The 16,579-nt window shown below is 42.4% G+C and carries 12 protein-coding genes; 2 read left to right on the forward strand and 10 right to left on the reverse strand.

From position 1 onward, the window contains the following. The first annotated feature begins 13 nt into the window (after positions 1–13). Positions 14–4,519, forward strand: coding sequence for an EAL domain-containing protein (locus tag LPA49_RS05845; RefSeq protein WP_180311076.1), 4,506 nt, complete (start codon positions 14–16; stop codon positions 4,517–4,519). Between the two features lie 35 nt (positions 4,520–4,554). On the opposite strand, the gene LPA49_RS05850 is transcribed toward LPA49_RS05845, so the two are convergent. Together LPA49_RS05850 and LPA49_RS05855 are read right to left on the reverse strand one after the other, a co-directional pair. Next, entirely contained in the window at positions 4,555–5,502 is a 948-nt protein-coding gene (locus tag LPA49_RS05850; protein WP_036966045.1) for an ion transporter, read from the reverse strand. Between the two features lie 15 nt (positions 5,503–5,517). Further along, entirely contained in the window at positions 5,518–8,187 is a 2,670-nt protein-coding gene (locus LPA49_RS05855) for a bifunctional acetate--CoA ligase family protein/GNAT family N-acetyltransferase (RefSeq protein WP_230235940.1), read from the reverse strand. A 146-nt stretch (positions 8,188–8,333) separates the two neighbouring features. Between LPA49_RS05855 and LPA49_RS05860 the strand changes: the two genes are divergently transcribed. Then, entirely contained in the window at positions 8,334–9,050 is a 717-nt protein-coding gene (locus tag LPA49_RS05860; protein WP_036966051.1) for an SIMPL domain-containing protein, read from the forward strand. Here LPA49_RS05860 and LPA49_RS05865 read toward each other — a convergent pair. The 8 genes from LPA49_RS05865 to proC all read right to left on the reverse strand — a co-directional run bounded on the left by LPA49_RS05865 (position 9,039) and on the right by proC (position 16,578). Further along, positions 9,039–10,295 carry a lipopolysaccharide biosynthesis protein gene (locus LPA49_RS05865; protein ID WP_180311075.1) on the reverse strand — a complete coding sequence of 419 codons (1,257 nt, stop codon included), beginning with the start codon at positions 10,293–10,295 and terminating at the stop codon, positions 9,039–9,041. The genes LPA49_RS05860 and LPA49_RS05865 overlap by 12 nt on opposite strands. Position 10,296: 1 nt before the next feature. Beyond that, positions 10,297–10,983, reverse strand: a complete 687-nt coding sequence (locus LPA49_RS05870) for a hypothetical protein (protein ID WP_036966057.1) — start codon at positions 10,981–10,983, stop codon at positions 10,297–10,299. Between the two features lie 99 nt (positions 10,984–11,082). After that, positions 11,083–12,918: a DUF885 family protein gene (locus LPA49_RS05875; RefSeq protein WP_036966060.1), complete on the reverse strand. Its 1,836-nt coding sequence runs from the start codon at positions 12,916–12,918 to the stop codon at positions 11,083–11,085. Between the two features lie 43 nt (positions 12,919–12,961). Beyond that, the gene (gene hemW, locus LPA49_RS05880) at positions 12,962–14,098 is read right to left on the reverse strand and encodes a radical SAM family heme chaperone HemW (protein ID WP_036966064.1); all 1,137 of its coding nucleotides are present in this window, start codon (positions 14,096–14,098) and stop codon (positions 12,962–12,964) included. Beyond that, entirely contained in the window at positions 14,095–14,694 is a 600-nt protein-coding gene (locus tag LPA49_RS05885) for an XTP/dITP diphosphatase (protein WP_065979689.1), read from the reverse strand. The genes hemW and LPA49_RS05885 overlap by 4 nt, the downstream gene beginning before the upstream one ends. A 7-nt stretch (positions 14,695–14,701) precedes the next feature. Further along, positions 14,702–15,142 (reverse strand): DUF4426 domain-containing protein, encoded by a 441-nt coding sequence (locus tag LPA49_RS05890; RefSeq protein ID WP_065979690.1) that lies wholly within the window; start codon positions 15,140–15,142, stop codon positions 14,702–14,704. 56 nt (positions 15,143–15,198) lie between these two features. Then, positions 15,199–15,732 carry a YggT family protein gene (locus tag LPA49_RS05895; RefSeq protein ID WP_036966072.1) on the reverse strand — a complete coding sequence of 178 codons (534 nt, stop codon included), beginning with the start codon at positions 15,730–15,732 and terminating at the stop codon, positions 15,199–15,201. A gap of 24 nt (positions 15,733–15,756) precedes the next feature. Next, complete coding sequence (proC, locus tag LPA49_RS05900; RefSeq protein WP_036966075.1) at positions 15,757–16,578, reverse strand: pyrroline-5-carboxylate reductase; 822 nt, start codon at positions 16,576–16,578, stop codon at positions 15,757–15,759. Between the last annotated feature and the right edge of the window lies 1 nt (position 16,579).

The following is a 16,579-nucleotide window of genomic DNA, read 5'->3' on the forward strand; positions in this document are numbered from 1 at the left end:
ATTTGGAACGTCAATGACTAAGTTCTTTTCTTTATCAGCTCTACTCATTATTGTGATTTGTGGTTTGTTTAGTCATTCCAGTTTTGCGCAAGTGAAACGCTTGTCAACCAGCGAAGGGTTGTCGCAAAGTTATGTCAATACGATGCTTATCGATAACAGTGGCTATTTATGGTTATCCACTGAGGGCGGTTTAAATCGTTATGATGGCTATGAGGTTGTGCATATCAAAGGCCCTAATGGAGAGCTTGAAGACGCCATCATTGACCGCATTTATCAAGACCCCCAAGGTTATATTTGGATAGCATCTTTGCAAGCAGGGCTATTCCGTTATGATCCGAGTACTGACAGCTACCAACAATTTATTGCAAAGCCCACCACCGAAGAGCAAATTTTTATAGAATCTGTGTTTAGTATGGTTGCGGTTGATGACAAAACGCTCTGGCTAGGCCGAGGCTGGGATTTTGCAAAACTCGACTTAGAAACGCAGCAAGTCACGTCTATTTTTGAAATACCCGATCGTGTAAAAAGCAGCGTTATTCGTGAGTTGTATCCTTATCAAGGTTACATATTTATGGGCACGAGTAATGGGGCATTTGTTTATGAAATCGCATCGGGCCAGGTAAGAAAGCTTGAGCATCTAAGCCAAGCGCCAACACACATGTATCAAAACTATGTGAAGTCGTTTGCCGTAATAGATGAGCATACTTTGTTGGTCGGGGCTGTTCGGGGTTTATACGAAGTCGATATTAGCAACTTACCAGAGATGTTTAACACGCCTGAGGTTCAGTTTAAAAATAAGACCCTAATTAGCGACTTAAATATTTGGGAAATTATTCCACAAAATTCAACGATTACCTTGGGAACCGATAAAGGCTTATTTAACTTTACCCGGGCAACCGGCGACTTGGTTAAAAGTACACGCTTAAAAGACAACGGTTACACCCTTGCTGATACAAGTATCATTGATATCGTAAAAGATCGCTCCGGAGGCATGTGGTTAGCCACCAAGAACGATGGCGCTTTTTATCTCTCGTATGATAATTATAACTTTGTAAATGTGGTGGCCAATTCGATTAAAGGTGACGGCTTATCGCATCATTCAATTTGGGGTATTGCAGAGTTTCAGGGCAGGCTGTGGCTTGCGACCCACAATGGTCTAACGGCCGTTGACTTAGACACGTATGAAAGCGAAGTCTTTTTAAAAGACTACCAAATAGATTTAATCACGACCGAATTCACTGTTTACCAAATAATGCCTTATAAAGCGCAACTTTGGTTGCACACGAATCGGGGAATTTTTAGCTTTAATCCAAAGACGGGTGAAGTAACTCCCGTTAATACGGCAGACCCTAAGCAGCAAGAACTCATTAACGATTGGGTGCATGGGGTTCTATTAATGCCGTCGGGCGATTTGTATTACGTTCACCCCGATTTCGGTATGTTTGTTTACAATATTGATAGCCAAGAGGTGACACGTTTAGGTGGTAAATTTGATGAATTTGAGCCTTTCTTAGCCTATGGGTTCTTGCCGGCCTTATCAAGCAAGCCCGATGCACCGTTATTTTATAATGCGGGGATCTTATATCAGGTTGATCCTCACAGTTATGAACTGACCACCATTTATACGGTGCCCGAGCAGCATGAAAATGTTGCTGTGAATGTGATGTCTTACATTATTGATAACAATAATGTCTTGTGGTTATCGTTATCGAATTTTGGCTTGATTGGCCTAGATGCCACAACGTACGAGCATATCTACACCATTGATCTTGAAAAAAATAAGCTAGGCACTTTATTGTACGATATGGTGCTTGATGAAGCCGGAATGATTTGGATGAGTAGTCATAAAGGGCTGTGGCGACTCAACCCCGATAATATGCACTTTCAACAGTTTACTGGTTCAGAGGGGCTTTTTTCTACCGAGTTTAATAGTGGCGCATTTACCAAATTAAAGTCTGGGCAAATTGTTTATGGCACCCTTAAAGGCTTTACCTATTTTTACCCGATGGATAACCACTATCAGCAAGCTTTGATTGATCACGTTAATATCACCAACTTGGATTTAATGTCTCGTGACTTACCTGCTGAGCTTAAACAGCCAATAGACAGTGTGGTACTTGAGCATGATGACATCGGTCTCGAGGTTGCTTTCTCAGCCATGGCGTTCAATTACCAAGAGCGTGTTATTTATGAGTATCAACTTGGCGATGGGCAAAAAACCTACACGCGAAATAATAACCGTGTTCTTTTTCCAAAATTAAGTGCAGGCAAGTACCACCTTAAAGTGTGGGCAAAAGACCCCTTAACGGGAGATTTAACCCCGCCGGCAACATTAAACATCGAAGTAAAATACCCACCATGGCGTGCGCCACATTTTATTTTGCTTTACCTTATATTAGCGGCGCTACTTGTAGCTGCTTGGCTCTTTAGACGTAATCGTATGCAGCAAATTTTGCTTGCCGCACACAAAGAAAGTAAAGAAAGTGAGGCGCGACTAAAACTTGCATTAGAGGGAAGTCATTCTGGTGTTTGGGATTGGTCGTCGCAAAGCCCGATTATTTATCAGCCTAGGCTGAAAAATGAACTGGGCTATGACAGTGACAGTGTTAATCTAGATGACTATTTGGCAAAGATTCACCCACATGATAAACAAACCTTTCGCTTAGAGTGGCTGGAGTTTTTATCTACTCAAAAAGGCTATTTTAACTGCACGTATCGTTTACGACACGCCGATGGTCAATGGCGTTGGTATAAAGATTTCGGCAAGGTGGTTGAATGGCAAGACAACACGCCTGAGAAAGTGGCTGGCACCTACACGAATATGACCCGAGAACTGGTATTTGAAGAAAACGCCCGTTTATTTGGTGCGGCGTTTGAACAAACCCGAGACTGGGTGTTTATTATGGATAAAAACTTGCGTATTCGTGCTACTAATCAGTCGTTCCAAAGTGCCTTTGGCTTTCCTGCTGATCCGCGTTCGAGTCGTTCTTTAACTCTCGGGTTGTCTATTCCGGCACGTATTCACTATTTACGAGTAATGCAAAAACTGCAATCAGGTGAACACTTTTCAGCAGAAGATGTTGTTGAAGTTGCCAACGGCGAAAAGCGTCAAGTGCTCATTAAAATAAGTGCTGTTGCGGGGAGTAATCGTCAACTCGACAGTTATGTGATTATTGTCACTGATATCAGCGCGCAAAAGCTGGCTGAGAATGAACTGCACTTATTAGCCAATTACGACACGCTCACCGGATTGCCGAACAAAACATTATTCAGTGACCGTGTAAGCCATGCTATCGAGCAAGCTGATTACCATCAAACGAAAGCAGCCTTGTTAAATGTAAATATTAAGCGATTTAAATACTTTAATGATTCATTGGGTCACGAAGAGTCTGATGAGCTTATCAAGCGAGTTGCAAAGCGATTGAAACAAGTGCTGCGCCCGCAAGATAGTTTGGCAAGGTTTGAAGGTGATGAGTTTGTGATCCTCGCTGAAGATCTCAAACAGGTCGATGAGCTATTATCGCTATGCGCGAAAGTTATGGATTGTGTTGAAAGCCATATTGAGCTTAATCAACAAGCGGTAAAAGTGAACTTAAGTGTTGGGGTTGCTGTGTATCCCGACGACGCCCTCGATACAAAAGCGCTGTTAAAAGCGGCGAATGTTGCCCTCTACCATGCTAAGCGGTCTGTGGAGGGACGTTATCAGTTCTATAAGCAAGAGATGAATTTACAAGTGCAGCGGACTCTGCATTTAGAGTCACAATTAAGCAAAGCGTATCAAGAGCATGAATTTTGTAATTACTATCAACCCATTGTTAGTTCAAAAACACGTCAAGTTGTAGGGTTAGAGGTGTTATTACGCTGGCCTAGTAATGATGATTATCAGCCTGAAGACTTTGCCAATGCTGCTGAAAGCTCAGGGCTTATCACCAAAATTATGCTGCAAACTTTATCGCGTGCATTAATCGAGTTACGACAATGGCGCGTGTCGCACCCCGATTTATATATCTCTATTAACTTATCGGCATTTGATTTTGAAAGTACTCATTTAGTCGAAAATATTCATCAAGCTTTAACACTCAGCCATGTACCCGCCAGTGCTGTTGTATTCGAAATTACTGAATCAGTGATGATGCGAGATTCAGAGAAAGCCCAATTAAGCATGAATAAATTAAAAGCATTAGGCTGTAAAATTTATATGGATGACTTTGGCACGGGCTACGCTTCTCTAACGTATTTAAAACGGTTCCCGGTTGATGTTTTAAAAATAGATAAAAGCTTTGTGCACGATATCGGGGTTGATAAAGATGACGAAGCTATTATTAATTCAACACTCACATTGGCGAAAAGCCTAGGCAAGGAGTGTGTTGCTGAAGGGGTTGAAAATACCACCCAGCTTCGCTTCTTACACGCTCGTGGTTGTGAATACTTACAAGGTTATTTGTTTAGTAAAGCTGTTCCGGGGGATGAAGTAAGCCCCTTGTTAAATGCGCAGTGGCATGCAGAATTTGATGACTAAAACAGATAAAGCCGCGGGCTTTATCTGTTTTACTGTTAATCTTGGCGTTTACCGCAGTGACGGCAATAAAGATTACTGTGACGATTTTTAAGTTCGTTATGAATCGCCTTGTTTGCTTCTTGCTTACTTAAACCGAGCTTGTAACGCAGATTCTCAAGGTGTTCTTCTTGAATCGCTGATAAATGACCATCTTCCATCGCTTCATGCACCGCATCAGTAAACAACAAACGGCGCTTACGAAGTTGCTCAGAAAAGCTGGATGCTAATAAACCGGTAGGAATTGCCACCATTCCCATACTGACTAAGGTAATGGCACCCCCAAATAATCGTCCAAGCGGAGTAACAGGCACCACATCCCCATAACCTACAGTCGTCAGAGTGACCATGGCCCACCACATAGCCGATGGAATAGAGCCAAACTTGTCGGGTTGCACATCGTGCTCAATTAAATAAATTCCGCATGATGCAATGATCAGCACAACCGCCATAATGAAAAAAGCGGCAAGCAAAGAGCTACTTTCATCGCGAAATGACTGTAACAACAGCTGCATAGCTCGAGAATAGCGGGTGAGTTTAAAGATACGCATTAAACGTAATACCCGCAAAAAGCGCAAATCAACACTGACGAAAACCATTAGCAAGGTCGGTAAAATGGCAATAAGGTCGATGAGTGCTAAGGGAGAAAAAAAGTATTTAATACGAATTTTTGAGTTGGTTAGCGGGCTCTCTTTGTGGGCACTTTTATCGACACATGACCAAAGGCGCAAAATGTATTCGAGCGTAAAAATACCGACAGAAATAAGCTCGAGCATTAAAAACTCATGCTTATACTGTTTAGCGAGGTGACTTACAGACTCTAAAACAATGGCCACCACATTGATCATGATAAGTGACATTAAGAACACATCGAGTGCTCGTCCTAGGCGTCGGTACTTGCCGTTTCCTTCAAAAACACGGGCGGTATAAGTTCTTAAGCGATGCAACGTTCTAATCCGTTTTTAAGTTAAATTTAACAGCATATTGATGCTGCCTTCTTCAAAGTCGCGGGTAATTTTAAAGCCCAGTTTACGCGCAAGTTCGATCATGCCGGTGTTTTCGGGTAATGTTATTCCGGCAATGCGTTTAACCCCTTGGCTTTTGCAATGTTCAATAGCGGCATTCATGAGTATAGTGCCAAGCCCTAAACCTTGACAGTCAGAGCGTACCACAATTGCAAATTCGGCTTCTTGTTTATCAGGATCCATTAATACGCGAGACACGCCTAGCGTGCATGCAGAGCCATTTTGCTCTTGGCTAACAATGAACGCCATTTCACGGTCGTAATCAATTTGTGTCATTTTTGCCAGTTGGTCGTGATTAAACTGTGGCAGTTCGCCAAAAAAGCGTTTGTAGCGATCTTCTTTTGTTAACGATTGATCAAACTCAAGGTGCGCCTGTTCATCTTCGGGTTTTATTGGTCTAAGTTGAGCTTGAGTATTGTTTTTTAAAGTTACTTCTTTGACCAACTCAATGGGATAAGGGCGTATACACAAGCGCTTGCGGTTTGCTTTTGCTTTGTAGCGGCTTAAGCTTATTGTGGCATCAAGAACTAAAAATTGCCCGTTGCTAGCAAGGATAGGGTTGAGCTCTACGCTGGTAATATCAGGCTGGTCTATTACCAATTGTGAGATACGAGTGAGTAGGGCACATAAACGGTATTTATCGACTTTTTCCGGTAATACGCGGTCTTTTAACACGCCTTTGTCGTGGGCTGCTGCAATTAAATATTTCGCAAGATTCATATTAAGAGGAGGAAGCGCGACCGCCGCTTGCCCAAACTCAAGGCCTGTGCCTGCTTCGCCAAGTAAAATAACAGGGCCAAAGTTTGGCTCTGTTTTAATGGCGATACGCAGTTCATTTGCGCCGGCACGGGGGGCCATTTTTTGCAGTGAAAATCCTTCTATATGCGCATCAGGATAGGTGTTTTTAATTCTAAGCAGCATCGCAAAGGCGGTTTGCTCTACTTCTTGTGCATCGTTTAAGTTAAGTACCACACCGCCTACTTCTGATTTAGACGGAATATTGGGGCTAATTAGTTTTAACGCCACTGGAAAACCAAGCTCAATGGCTTGTTCTTTCGCCTCTGTAGGCGTGTAAGCAACTTCGGTTTGAATACAGTCAATACCATAGTGGGTTAAAATTTGGCTTGCCTGATGTGTTGATAAGTAGCTTTGCTCATCGAGCAGAAACTCATTGACCAACGCCTTGGCAGCTTCTTTATTTATTTTCGCATCATCTGTATTTGATTCGGGTGTCTGTGTTAAATGTTTTTGATTTCGACGATAACTTACTAAGTGCATAAATGCCCCCACCGCGCCTTCAGGAGTACGGTACGTAGGAATCGCATTATTGGCACACACTCGACGCGCAGCGTAAGCAGCATCTTCTCCCATAAAATTGGTCATCACATAAGGGCGCGCCATTTTGGGAATTTTTTGCAGTGTTTCAACAATAATTTCAGCGTAATCTTCGCTAGGGGCAAGGGCCGAAGGAGTATGAATAATCAAAAGATTTTTAACTTCTTTTGCTTGCAGCAATATCTCTAGAGCTTGTTGATAACGTTTAGGTGCTGAATCGCCAAAAATATCCACTGGGTTTGAGGTCATCTCTGATTGTGGAATAACTTTATTAAGCGCTGCGCGTGTTTCATCGCTAAGCTCTGCTAACTTACCTGAACTTTGTAATAAGGTATCAACGGCCATCACACCAGGCCCACCGCCATTGGTGAGAATAGTGAGTTGCTCAACTTTTAGAAGTTTTGGGTGCATTGCCAGCGTTTGTGTGGCTGCAAATAGCTCCCGCAAATCGTTAACGCGAAGCATCCCCGCACGTTGAAAGAGTGCATCATACACAGCATCTGAACTTTGTGTTCCACCGGTGTGGATTTCGGCGGCCAGTGCCCCTGCGCTAGTTTTACCTGTTTTTATGGCAATAACAGGTTTGCTGAATGCTGCAGCACGGGCTGCTGAAATAAAATTGCGAATATCTTCAATGTTATCAATATATAAAAGAATGGCTTTGGTTTTAGCATCACGGCCTAAAAAGTCGAGCAGCTCATCAAAGTCAATATCCAGACAGTCACCAACAGAGACAAAATACGAAAAGCCAATTTCTTTGTTTTTAGCCCAATCAAGTATGGTTGAACACACCGCGGCTGATTGCGAAACAAAAGCGAGCTTACCTGGGCTTGCAATTGTGTGCGAAAAGCTTGCATTTAAGCCAATATGCGGAATTAATAAGCCAAGGCAATTAGGCCCAAGTAAAGATACATTTGCCGTTAAAGCGGCTTCTTTTAGAGCCAGCTTTTGCTCAGGGTTAAGCCCCGCAGCAATCACCACCGCGTGTTTACAGCCTATTTCACCCAGCTCATTAATAATATTTATTAAGGTATTTTTGTTAGTACAAATAACAGCAAGGTCTGGTATTTTTGGTAACTCGGCAATACTTGGGTAGGCAAGTACACCATGCACCGCCGTGTGATTTAGACTCACGGGCATGATTGGACCTTTAAAGCCTCCTTGCAAAAGGTTACGCATTACCACAAAACCGGCTCGGTTAGGGGAATTAGAGGCGCCAATAACAGCGACTGACGTTGGATTAAAGAATTGGCTAATGCGTTTAACGCTCATGCTGTGTCCTTTGCTTGCGCATTGTTGTAAACATTTCAGGGTCTGTTAAGTTTATATACATAAGATAACCCTTTTATACATATAAGATAACCTGTTTACTGTGACTTTTCGAGTCGAAAACAGTGACCTATATCAAGGAGAAAGGCATGAGTAAAGCACAGCCATTTAATATTGTTATTGCTGCTGTGGCATTGGCAATAGGTTTACTGGGACTTGGCTTTATATTGAAAAGTGCGGCACTTGATGTCAAAGCAATGGAGCGCACCGTCAATGTTAAAGGGCTTGCTGAAATGGAAGTGGCTGCAGACACCGTAATTTGGCCATTACAATTTTCAGATGCCGATAATAACCTAGAGAAGCTTGTTGCACGCATTGAGAATAAAAATGATGCGGTGGTGGCATTTTTAAAATTACACGGCTTTAATGACGAAGAAATTAGCAATGGCAGCCAATCAATTATTGATAAACAAGCCCGAGAGTATGGGGGAGAAAATCAGCAATTTCGCTACATTGCTCGCTCAAATGTGATTGTATATTCTAGCGATATTGAAAAAGTTCAGCATGCTTTGGGCCAAGTTAGTCAATTAGCCAAGCAGGGCATTGCCGTGGTACAAGATAATTACGAAACACGCATTCAATATTTGTTTAATGGTTTAAACGAAATTAAACCAAAAATGGTCCAAGAAGCGACCGAGAAAGCACGTGAAGTCGCCATGAAATTTGCCAAAGACTCACAGTCTAAATTGGGCAAAATAAAAACGGCGCATCAAGGCCAGTTTTCGATTAATGATAGAGATTCAAACACACCACAACTTAAAAAAGTACGCGTGGTGACCAGTATTGAATATTATTTATCTGACTAAGCCAAATACAACAGCAAGAGGCAGTCGCATGTGAGTGCACACTATCACCATGCGACTCAGTGCACCTAATATAAACCCGCCACTAAATGCGATGGCAACTCCCAGCAAACCCCACTGATCTTTTAAAATGAATGCCATTAAAATTGTCACGCTGGTCGCCGCTAATAATACGTATAAATTAATCAGCGGATTGCCTTTTAATTTTATAAGACTGCTTGCGAGTATGCGTGCAGGCAGAAAAAGTTGCCCGAGTAACATGAGCATAAGCACCCAAAAACCTTGTTGTAATTGTGTTTCGCCATACAGGCTCAGCAGTGGCTTTGCTAATAGTGCTAGGATAATGATTGCGCCAAAATTAAATCGCCACAGTACACTCATTAATTCACTAACGGCTTTTGAATTATCGTTTTCGGCCATTAATATCGGTTTTAAATACTGGTTGGCGGCATTGCCTAAAATAGTCAGCAAGCCTGCAATCACAACCGCAGGAAAAAACACACTCACGCCCTGCGCGCCAAACCAATGATGAACAAGAAGCACATCGAGCTTGGCAACCAGCACTGTGCCAGCACCGCTTGCTAACATGATTAAGGAATCTTTACACCACTGTTTCGTTTGATAGTGTGCGATACGTGGTTCAATTATGCCTTTGATGAGCCAGTATTGATAACACACTACGCAGAGCATACTGCAAAACAACAACACACAAATACTGACTAGTGATAATTCGCCATAGCTAAAATAAAGCAAAAGACATAAAAGCGCGCTGAGCAGTTCAAAAATGCATTGCTGGGTGATAAGGCCGATTTTAGGTTTATTTAAAGCCACTAAAAAAGCAGACTGACTTTGCATAATGGCACCAATCGGGACTAGTAGCAGTAAATAAATAACGTGTTCTTTGGCACTTTGATGCGGTGAAATTGCTTGAAAGCTAATAACGATAGAGGCCACAAAAAGCACTCCAAAAATAGCCGACGCAGCTAAATAAACATGCCTTAAACCACGTAATAAGTCATGTTGTTGGTGTGTGTATAGCGGGTAGCTAATGCGCATTAATGATGAGGAAAAACCCATACTGGCTGGCAGTAGAAGAATTTCACACAGCGCTAATAAAGCAGCAAAAGTACCAAATTCATCAGTGGTAAGTAACCGTGCCAAGCACAAGGTAAGAATGATACGGCTGCCATGGTTAAGGGCCGTAAAACTACTTAAAGACAAAAAGCCTTTGACGACATCTTTGTTCATATTACGACTGTTTAAGTGCCGTGATTAATTGACTCGTTGATACTTGTAAATAGGCTGCACACAGCAAAACTTTACAGTCTGCATTTGTTGGCAAATGCGGCGCGTAAAACGCTTTTAGTTGAGAGATTAATGCATTTACGGCGGAAGGACTGTGGCGTTGGTCAACTTCCATCATGGCCAGCAGAGCTGAAAACTCATGCTTTGCCAGCATCTGGGTATTTTTATTACACGCGATAAAGCAGCCAATTGGCGTTAACTGATCATGGTTTAGGGTTGTTAGAGCATCAGCTAAACTTTCGTTACTTTCAAAGAGCATGAGTGAGCGCAGGTAGTTAAATGGTAGCGCGTCTGCTCTACATTGACTAAAAAGGTGATGTAACAGGGTATTGCCTTGCTGATCGGTGATACTAAACGCGTTTTGAAATTTCAGACCGGGTGTGAAAAAGCTAAGCTTATCAATATCATCTATAAAGCTCACCGCTTCGCGAGGCAAAGGGCTTGCCTCAAGTAAGTGCGCTGCAACATTTTGTAAAAACAGGTATTTTACTTCACTACTGCACGCTAGTTGATAGAGGTGTTGTAATTGCGCTGCCTGCAAAACCCCCGATAAACGTTGGTAATCGCTAAGCAGTTCTTTTAATTGATGATGCTGAAGTCGGCTGTTCAATTGATCAATAGCGCTTTGCATGAAAATACTCGTTTTTTATTATTTATACATTTATAGCTCAACGACTTGTTTAAATAAATAAAAAAGGCCGCTGAGCGGCCTTTTTAAAGTCTATTTAGTTTAAGCAGCTTGTTTTTTTGCAACCCACTGGTCAACAAATTTCTCAAGTACATTTAATGGTACTGCACCATTTTTAAGTACAACATCGTGGAACTCACGAATATCGAATTTATCACCCAGCTGTTCTTTTGCAGCTTCACGCAGCTCTAATATCTTTAACATACCCACTTTGTAAGCGGTTGCTTGAGACGGCATTACAATGTGACGCTCCACCATTTTAACGCCATCAGACGTTGCGTTTGGTGTGTTATTAACGTAATAGTCAATACCCTGTTGGCGTGTCCATTTCATCGCATGGATACCGGTATCAACAACTAAGCGACACGCACGCCATAATTCCATTGCAAGGCGACCGAAGTCTGAATATGGGTCTTCATATAAGCCCATTTCTTTTGGTACTAGCTCAGAGTATAAGCCCCAGCCTTCAACATACGCAGTGTAACCACCAAACTTACGGAACTTAGGCACGCCTTCAAGTTCTTGTGCGATGGCGATTTGCATGTGGTGGCCCGGAATACCTTCGTGATAAGCAAGTGCTTCCATTTGGTAAGTTGGCATTGCTTCCATATCGTAAAGGTTTGCGTAGTAAATACCTGGGCGAGAGCCATCTGGCGCAGGTTGTTGATAGAACGCTTTACCTGCTGCTTTTTCGCGGAATGCTTCAACAGCTTTTACTTTTAAATCGGCTTTTGGTTTAACAATGAAAAGCTCATCTAAGCGAGATTTCATGTTATCAATGAGGGCTGTCGCTTCATCAAGGTAGCGCTGTTTACCTTCAGCTGTATTTGGGTAGTAGAACTGCTTATCAGTTTTCATGAATTGCATGAATGCTTTTAAGTCACCGTCAAAGCCTACTTTTTCTTTAATCGCGCGCATTTCGTCGTGAATACGTGCAACCTCAGCTAAACCAATTGAGTGGATTTCTTTTGCTGTTAAATCGGTTGTTGTTGTGCGTGCAAGGGCATTGTTGTAGAACGTTTCACCATCTGGGAATTTCCACGCACCATCACGCTCGTCAGCGCGTTTTTCTAACTGCGCTAAATAGTTAATTAGCTTCGTGTAAGAAGGCTTAACAGCCGCTTTTAGTGCTTTTTCTGCATCGTTGATAAGCGCTGATTTTTCGCTTTCACTAATCTCTAATGCGGCAACTTTACGTTTAAAGTCAGCTAAAAGAGTTGAGTCTTCACCTGTATCAAATGGTGCACCATGTAGAATGTTCTTGCTTGAATCAATGACATGTGGGAATACAAATTTAGGTGCGATGATACCTTTATCAGCACGCACGTCGAGGTCTTTGATTAGCTGATCAATAACCATCGTTACGCCGTTTAAGCGAGAGATATACGCTTTCGCATCTGAGACATCAGCAATTTGATGTTGGTTAATTAAAAATGCAGGGATCATCGAATGAACACCAAACATTTGATTTACAGGGTAGTTGTAATGACGCCATTTAAAATCTGCAATTTCATTTTCAAGTGCTTGTTTTTTTAGGTCGTAGCTTACTTTTGTCGCGTCATCTAATAGTTCGCGGTTAATTGCTTTTAAAGCGACAAGATCAGCTTTGGTTTGCTCAAAGTCTGCAAGAACGCGTTCTTCGCTACCATCATCCCATTTATCGTAATCTTTTTTGATACCCATGTATGTTTGATAAACAGGGCTTTTCATTACATCACGGTTAAACGTGTCTTCAAAAAACGCATTCGCTTTATCGATTTCACTTTGTACAGGTTGGGTTTGTACAGTGGGCGCTGGGGTTGGTTGTTCTTGCATTTGTTGGCAACCGCCAAGTAATGCAACACTTACCGCTGCAGCGATGAAGGTCAGTTTACGCATTATCGTTCCTTTCTTGTTAGAAATTTAATTATTAATAGAATTCTTAAACGAACAATTCTAGCAGGTCATTTAAAAAGCGCTGGCCTTTTGCACTGACTTGCCAATTGTTTTTATTATCTGTTAGTAAGCCTTTTTTAATTGCTTCGTTCAAGGCTTGTTCTTGGCTTTGCAGTGACAAATTTGTAAGCAAAGATAAATCACCTTTTGGGCAAGGCTCAACTAAACGAAAACGATTCATAAAAAATTCAAACGCTAAATCATCGTCAGCAACCTGCCATTGTTCGTACAAATAAGGCTTTGCGAGATCCATATAACCACGCGGATGTTTTACTTTTACTGTACGCGTGATGATCTTCGTATTTGCGTCAGTCACCTTACCATGGGCCCCACAGCCAATACCGAGATAATCGCCAAATCGCCAATAATTTAAGTTATGTTGACATTGGTAGCCGGGTTTCGCATAGCCAGAAATCTCGTATTGCTGATAACCTGCATCTGCAAGGAGTGCTTGTCCCTGTTCTTGAATATCCCACAATATATCGTCGTGCGGTAACGTGGGGGGTTTTGAGGCAAACTGAGTATTAGGTTCAATTGTTAATTGATACCACGAAATATGCGGGGGATTTAATGCGATGATTTTTTCAAGGTCACTAAGTGCATCTTCAAGAGATTGCCCTGGTAAACCATGCATTAAATCTAAATTAAAACTGTTGAGCCCAGCTTGGTGTGCTTGTTTTGCTGCATAGCTTGCTTCATCCGCGCCATGTATACGACCGAGGGCTTTCAGCTTGTCGTTCTGCATGCTTTGCACACCAATCGAAATTCGGTTTATGCCAGCCGCGACGTACTCTTTAAAGCGGCCTGTTTCTACAGTGCCTGGGTTGGCCTCTAAAGTGATTTCGCAGTTTTCACTCAGGCCAATTAATCTATCGACCTCGCCAAGTAAGCGGGTGTATGCCTCACCTGTGAGTAAACTTGGCGTGCCGCCACCTATAAAAATACTGTGGATTTTACGCCCTTGTACTAAATGTAAATCCGCTTTTAAGTCATCAATTAGGTGTTGAACATACTCTTTCTCGGGGATCGTACCTTTTTGACCATGGCTGTTAAAGTCGCAGTACGGACACTTTTGCACGCACCACGGTACGTGCACATATAAACTTAACGGGGGTAAACTCACAGGCCGCCTTTTTGCTGCAATTGCGCAAGTAGTTGCTTAAGTGCTTGGCCGCGGTGGCTCAGGGCATTTTTTTGCTCTTTTGTCAGCTGTGCGCTGGTGCATTGTTCTGAAGGCACATAAAAGATGGGGTCATAACCAAAACCGCCTTGGCCATCTTGGCTGTGCGTGATTTCACCTTCCCAGCTCGCACTGCAAATAAGCGGTGTCGGGTCATCAGCATGGCGCATTAAAACCAGAACACACCAAAAACGAGCGCTACGTACAGGGTTATCAGCCAGCTCGCTTAAAAGTTTATCAATGTTGTCTTGGTCACTGGCATTTTCGCCAGCAAAACGTGCAGAATAAACACCTGGTGCGCCATGTAAGCCATCGACTTCGAGGCCAGAATCATCTGCAATTGCAGGCAGCCCAGTAATCTTTGCTGCATGACGCGCTTTTATTATCGCATTTTCAACAAATGTAGTGCCTGTTTCTGGCACGTCAGGAACCTGAAAATCGCTTTGCGGAACCACATTAATGTTAAGCGGGCTAAGCATGCTCGCCAGCTCTTTTACTTTGCCAGGGTTACCCGTGGCTAAAACTAAAGTGTTGTTCATAGGGGCATTAATCTACGTAAAATTTTTGCTGAAATGTCAGTGTTTGTACTTTGCCGTTTTTATTAATCTCGATATTAAAACGGTAAATTTCTTCATTGCTGTAGTCGATTTGTGCAAGGTAATAAATCGCATCGCCTTCAACAACTTCTTTAAATTCAAGTTGTTTACTATTGCCGAGTAGGTTACGTGCCGTGCCTGTTAGTGTGGCAGTTTGCGCCGTTTTATCGCTGTTTTTTAGCACCGAAATATTAATAATTCCTTTGCTTGGGCTGCGCACTAAATCGTAGTTTTTGGCAATGTCGGGTTGTATAAAGGTTGAAGGAAAAGCGATGTAATGTACTTCAAATGGACCAAGTATTTTATATTGTGCGCCGGCTTGTTGTTCAGCCTTCGCTGCTGTTGTGAATAAACTGAGGGCAAGTAAGGTAAAAAGAATAATCTGTTTCATGGTATTTCTCACTTAATAAAAGAGGCCTTACGGCCTCTAAATTAGATACTCAATGTTTAGCCAATCAAATCAATTAATAAAAATTGTAAGAACTGCAAGGCAATGATCAGTACTAAAATTGACAAGTCTAAACCACCCAGTGGTGGTATAACTTTACGAATAGGGCGTAACATAGGTTCAGTTAGCTGGTGGAAAACCGCTTCAATAGGGTTGTAGCCTTGGCTTACCCAGCTTAATAAAGCACGAATAATTAACACCCAAAATAGTAAGTTTAACCCTTCTTTTATTACCGTGATTAACGCAGTCACAAAGACAGGCGCGGCAGCCCAACCACCATAAAACAGTAAAAAGACGGCACTAAGCTTTGCCACTGCGACTAAATACGCAAGGACTAACGACGCGATGTCAAAGCCACCCAACCCTGGAATGATTTTACGTAATGGGTTTACTGCAAACGATGTAGCTTTTACCACAAACTGGCTAATTGGATTATAAAAGTCAGCTTTTGCCGCTTGTAACCAAAAGCGTAAAAGGACCACCATTAAAAAGAGATCAAAAATAATCTCAACGAGGAATTGCATGGCTTGCATAGTTTTACCTTCAACAAAGTAAGCTTAAAGTTCTTTTTCCATTTCTTCTGCGCGGGCAATACAGGCATCCATTGCATCGGCAACGGTACCAACAAGGCCTTGTGCTTTCAGGTGCTCAACGGCTGCGTGAGTTGTACCGCCTTTTGATGTGACGTTTGCACGCAGCTGTGAAATACTAATGTCTTGCTGAGAAAGCGCCATTTCAGCTGCACCTAGCGCCGTTTGTTGTACTAAGCGGCGTGCATCTTCATCACTAAAGCCAAGTGCTTTTGCCTTTTCTTCGATGGCTTCCATAAATAAGAAAAAGTAAGCGGGCGAAGAGCCGGTAACGGCGATGATATCGTTTATTTGCGACTCTTGCTCGACCCAGACAACAATACCTGTACATTCAAATACTTGCTGTACAAACTCATGCTCTTCTGCGGTTTCGTCAGCGCCAAATAGACCCGACACGCCACGACCAAGTAATGATGGTGTATTTGGCATACAACGAACCATTTTTACCTTTTGGCCCAGCATTTCACGTAAACGATTTACGGTTAAACCTGCCGCGACAGAGATAAATAGCTTGTCGCTAAAATCAACGCCTGAATCTTGGAATGATTGGCATAAATCGCCCATCATTTGTGGTTTAACAGACAATACAATCACATCTGCATCACGAAGTGCCGCGTTGTTATCCGCGGTGGTTTGCACCCCGAAATCAGCAGCAACCTTAGCTAATTTCTCTTGGTTGCGATTGGTTGCAATGATGTTTTTTGCTGCAAAACCGTTCTTTACCATGCCGCCAATAATGGCGTAGCTCATGTTACCCGTGCCTATAAATGCGATTTTTTTATCTGACATA

This window comes from Pseudoalteromonas sp. MB41, assembly GCF_020966275.1.
Taxonomy (GTDB): Bacteria; Pseudomonadota; Gammaproteobacteria; order Enterobacterales; family Alteromonadaceae; genus Pseudoalteromonas; species Pseudoalteromonas lipolytica.

Bases quoted from the DNA above. Each gene is read 5' to 3' on its own strand.
- LPA49_RS05875 (WP_036966060.1), bottom strand. From the start codon at position 12,918: ATGCGTAAACTGACCTTCATCGCTGCAGCGGTAAGTGTTGCATTACTT.
- proC (WP_036966075.1), bottom strand. From the start codon at position 16,578: ATGTCAGATAAAAAAATCGCATTTATAGGCACGGGTAACATGAGCTAC.
- LPA49_RS05870 (WP_036966057.1), bottom strand. From the start codon at position 10,983: ATGCAAAGCGCTATTGATCAATTGAACAGCCGACTTCAGCATCATCAA.
- LPA49_RS05860 (WP_036966051.1), top strand. From the start codon at position 8,334: ATGAGTAAAGCACAGCCATTTAATATTGTTATTGCTGCTGTGGCATTG.
- LPA49_RS05845 (WP_180311076.1), top strand. From the start codon at position 14: ATGACTAAGTTCTTTTCTTTATCAGCTCTACTCATTATTGTGATTTGT.
- LPA49_RS05885 (WP_065979689.1), bottom strand. From the start codon at position 14,694: ATGAACAACACTTTAGTTTTAGCCACGGGTAACCCTGGCAAAGTAAAA.
- LPA49_RS05855 (WP_230235940.1), bottom strand. From the start codon at position 8,187: ATGAGCGTTAAACGCATTAGCCAATTCTTTAATCCAACGTCAGTCGCT.
- LPA49_RS05895 (WP_036966072.1), bottom strand. From the start codon at position 15,732: ATGCAAGCCATGCAATTCCTCGTTGAGATTATTTTTGATCTCTTTTTA.
- LPA49_RS05865 (WP_180311075.1), bottom strand. From the start codon at position 10,295: ATGAACAAAGATGTCGTCAAAGGCTTTTTGTCTTTAAGTAGTTTTACG.
- LPA49_RS05890 (WP_065979690.1), bottom strand. From the start codon at position 15,142: ATGAAACAGATTATTCTTTTTACCTTACTTGCCCTCAGTTTATTCACA.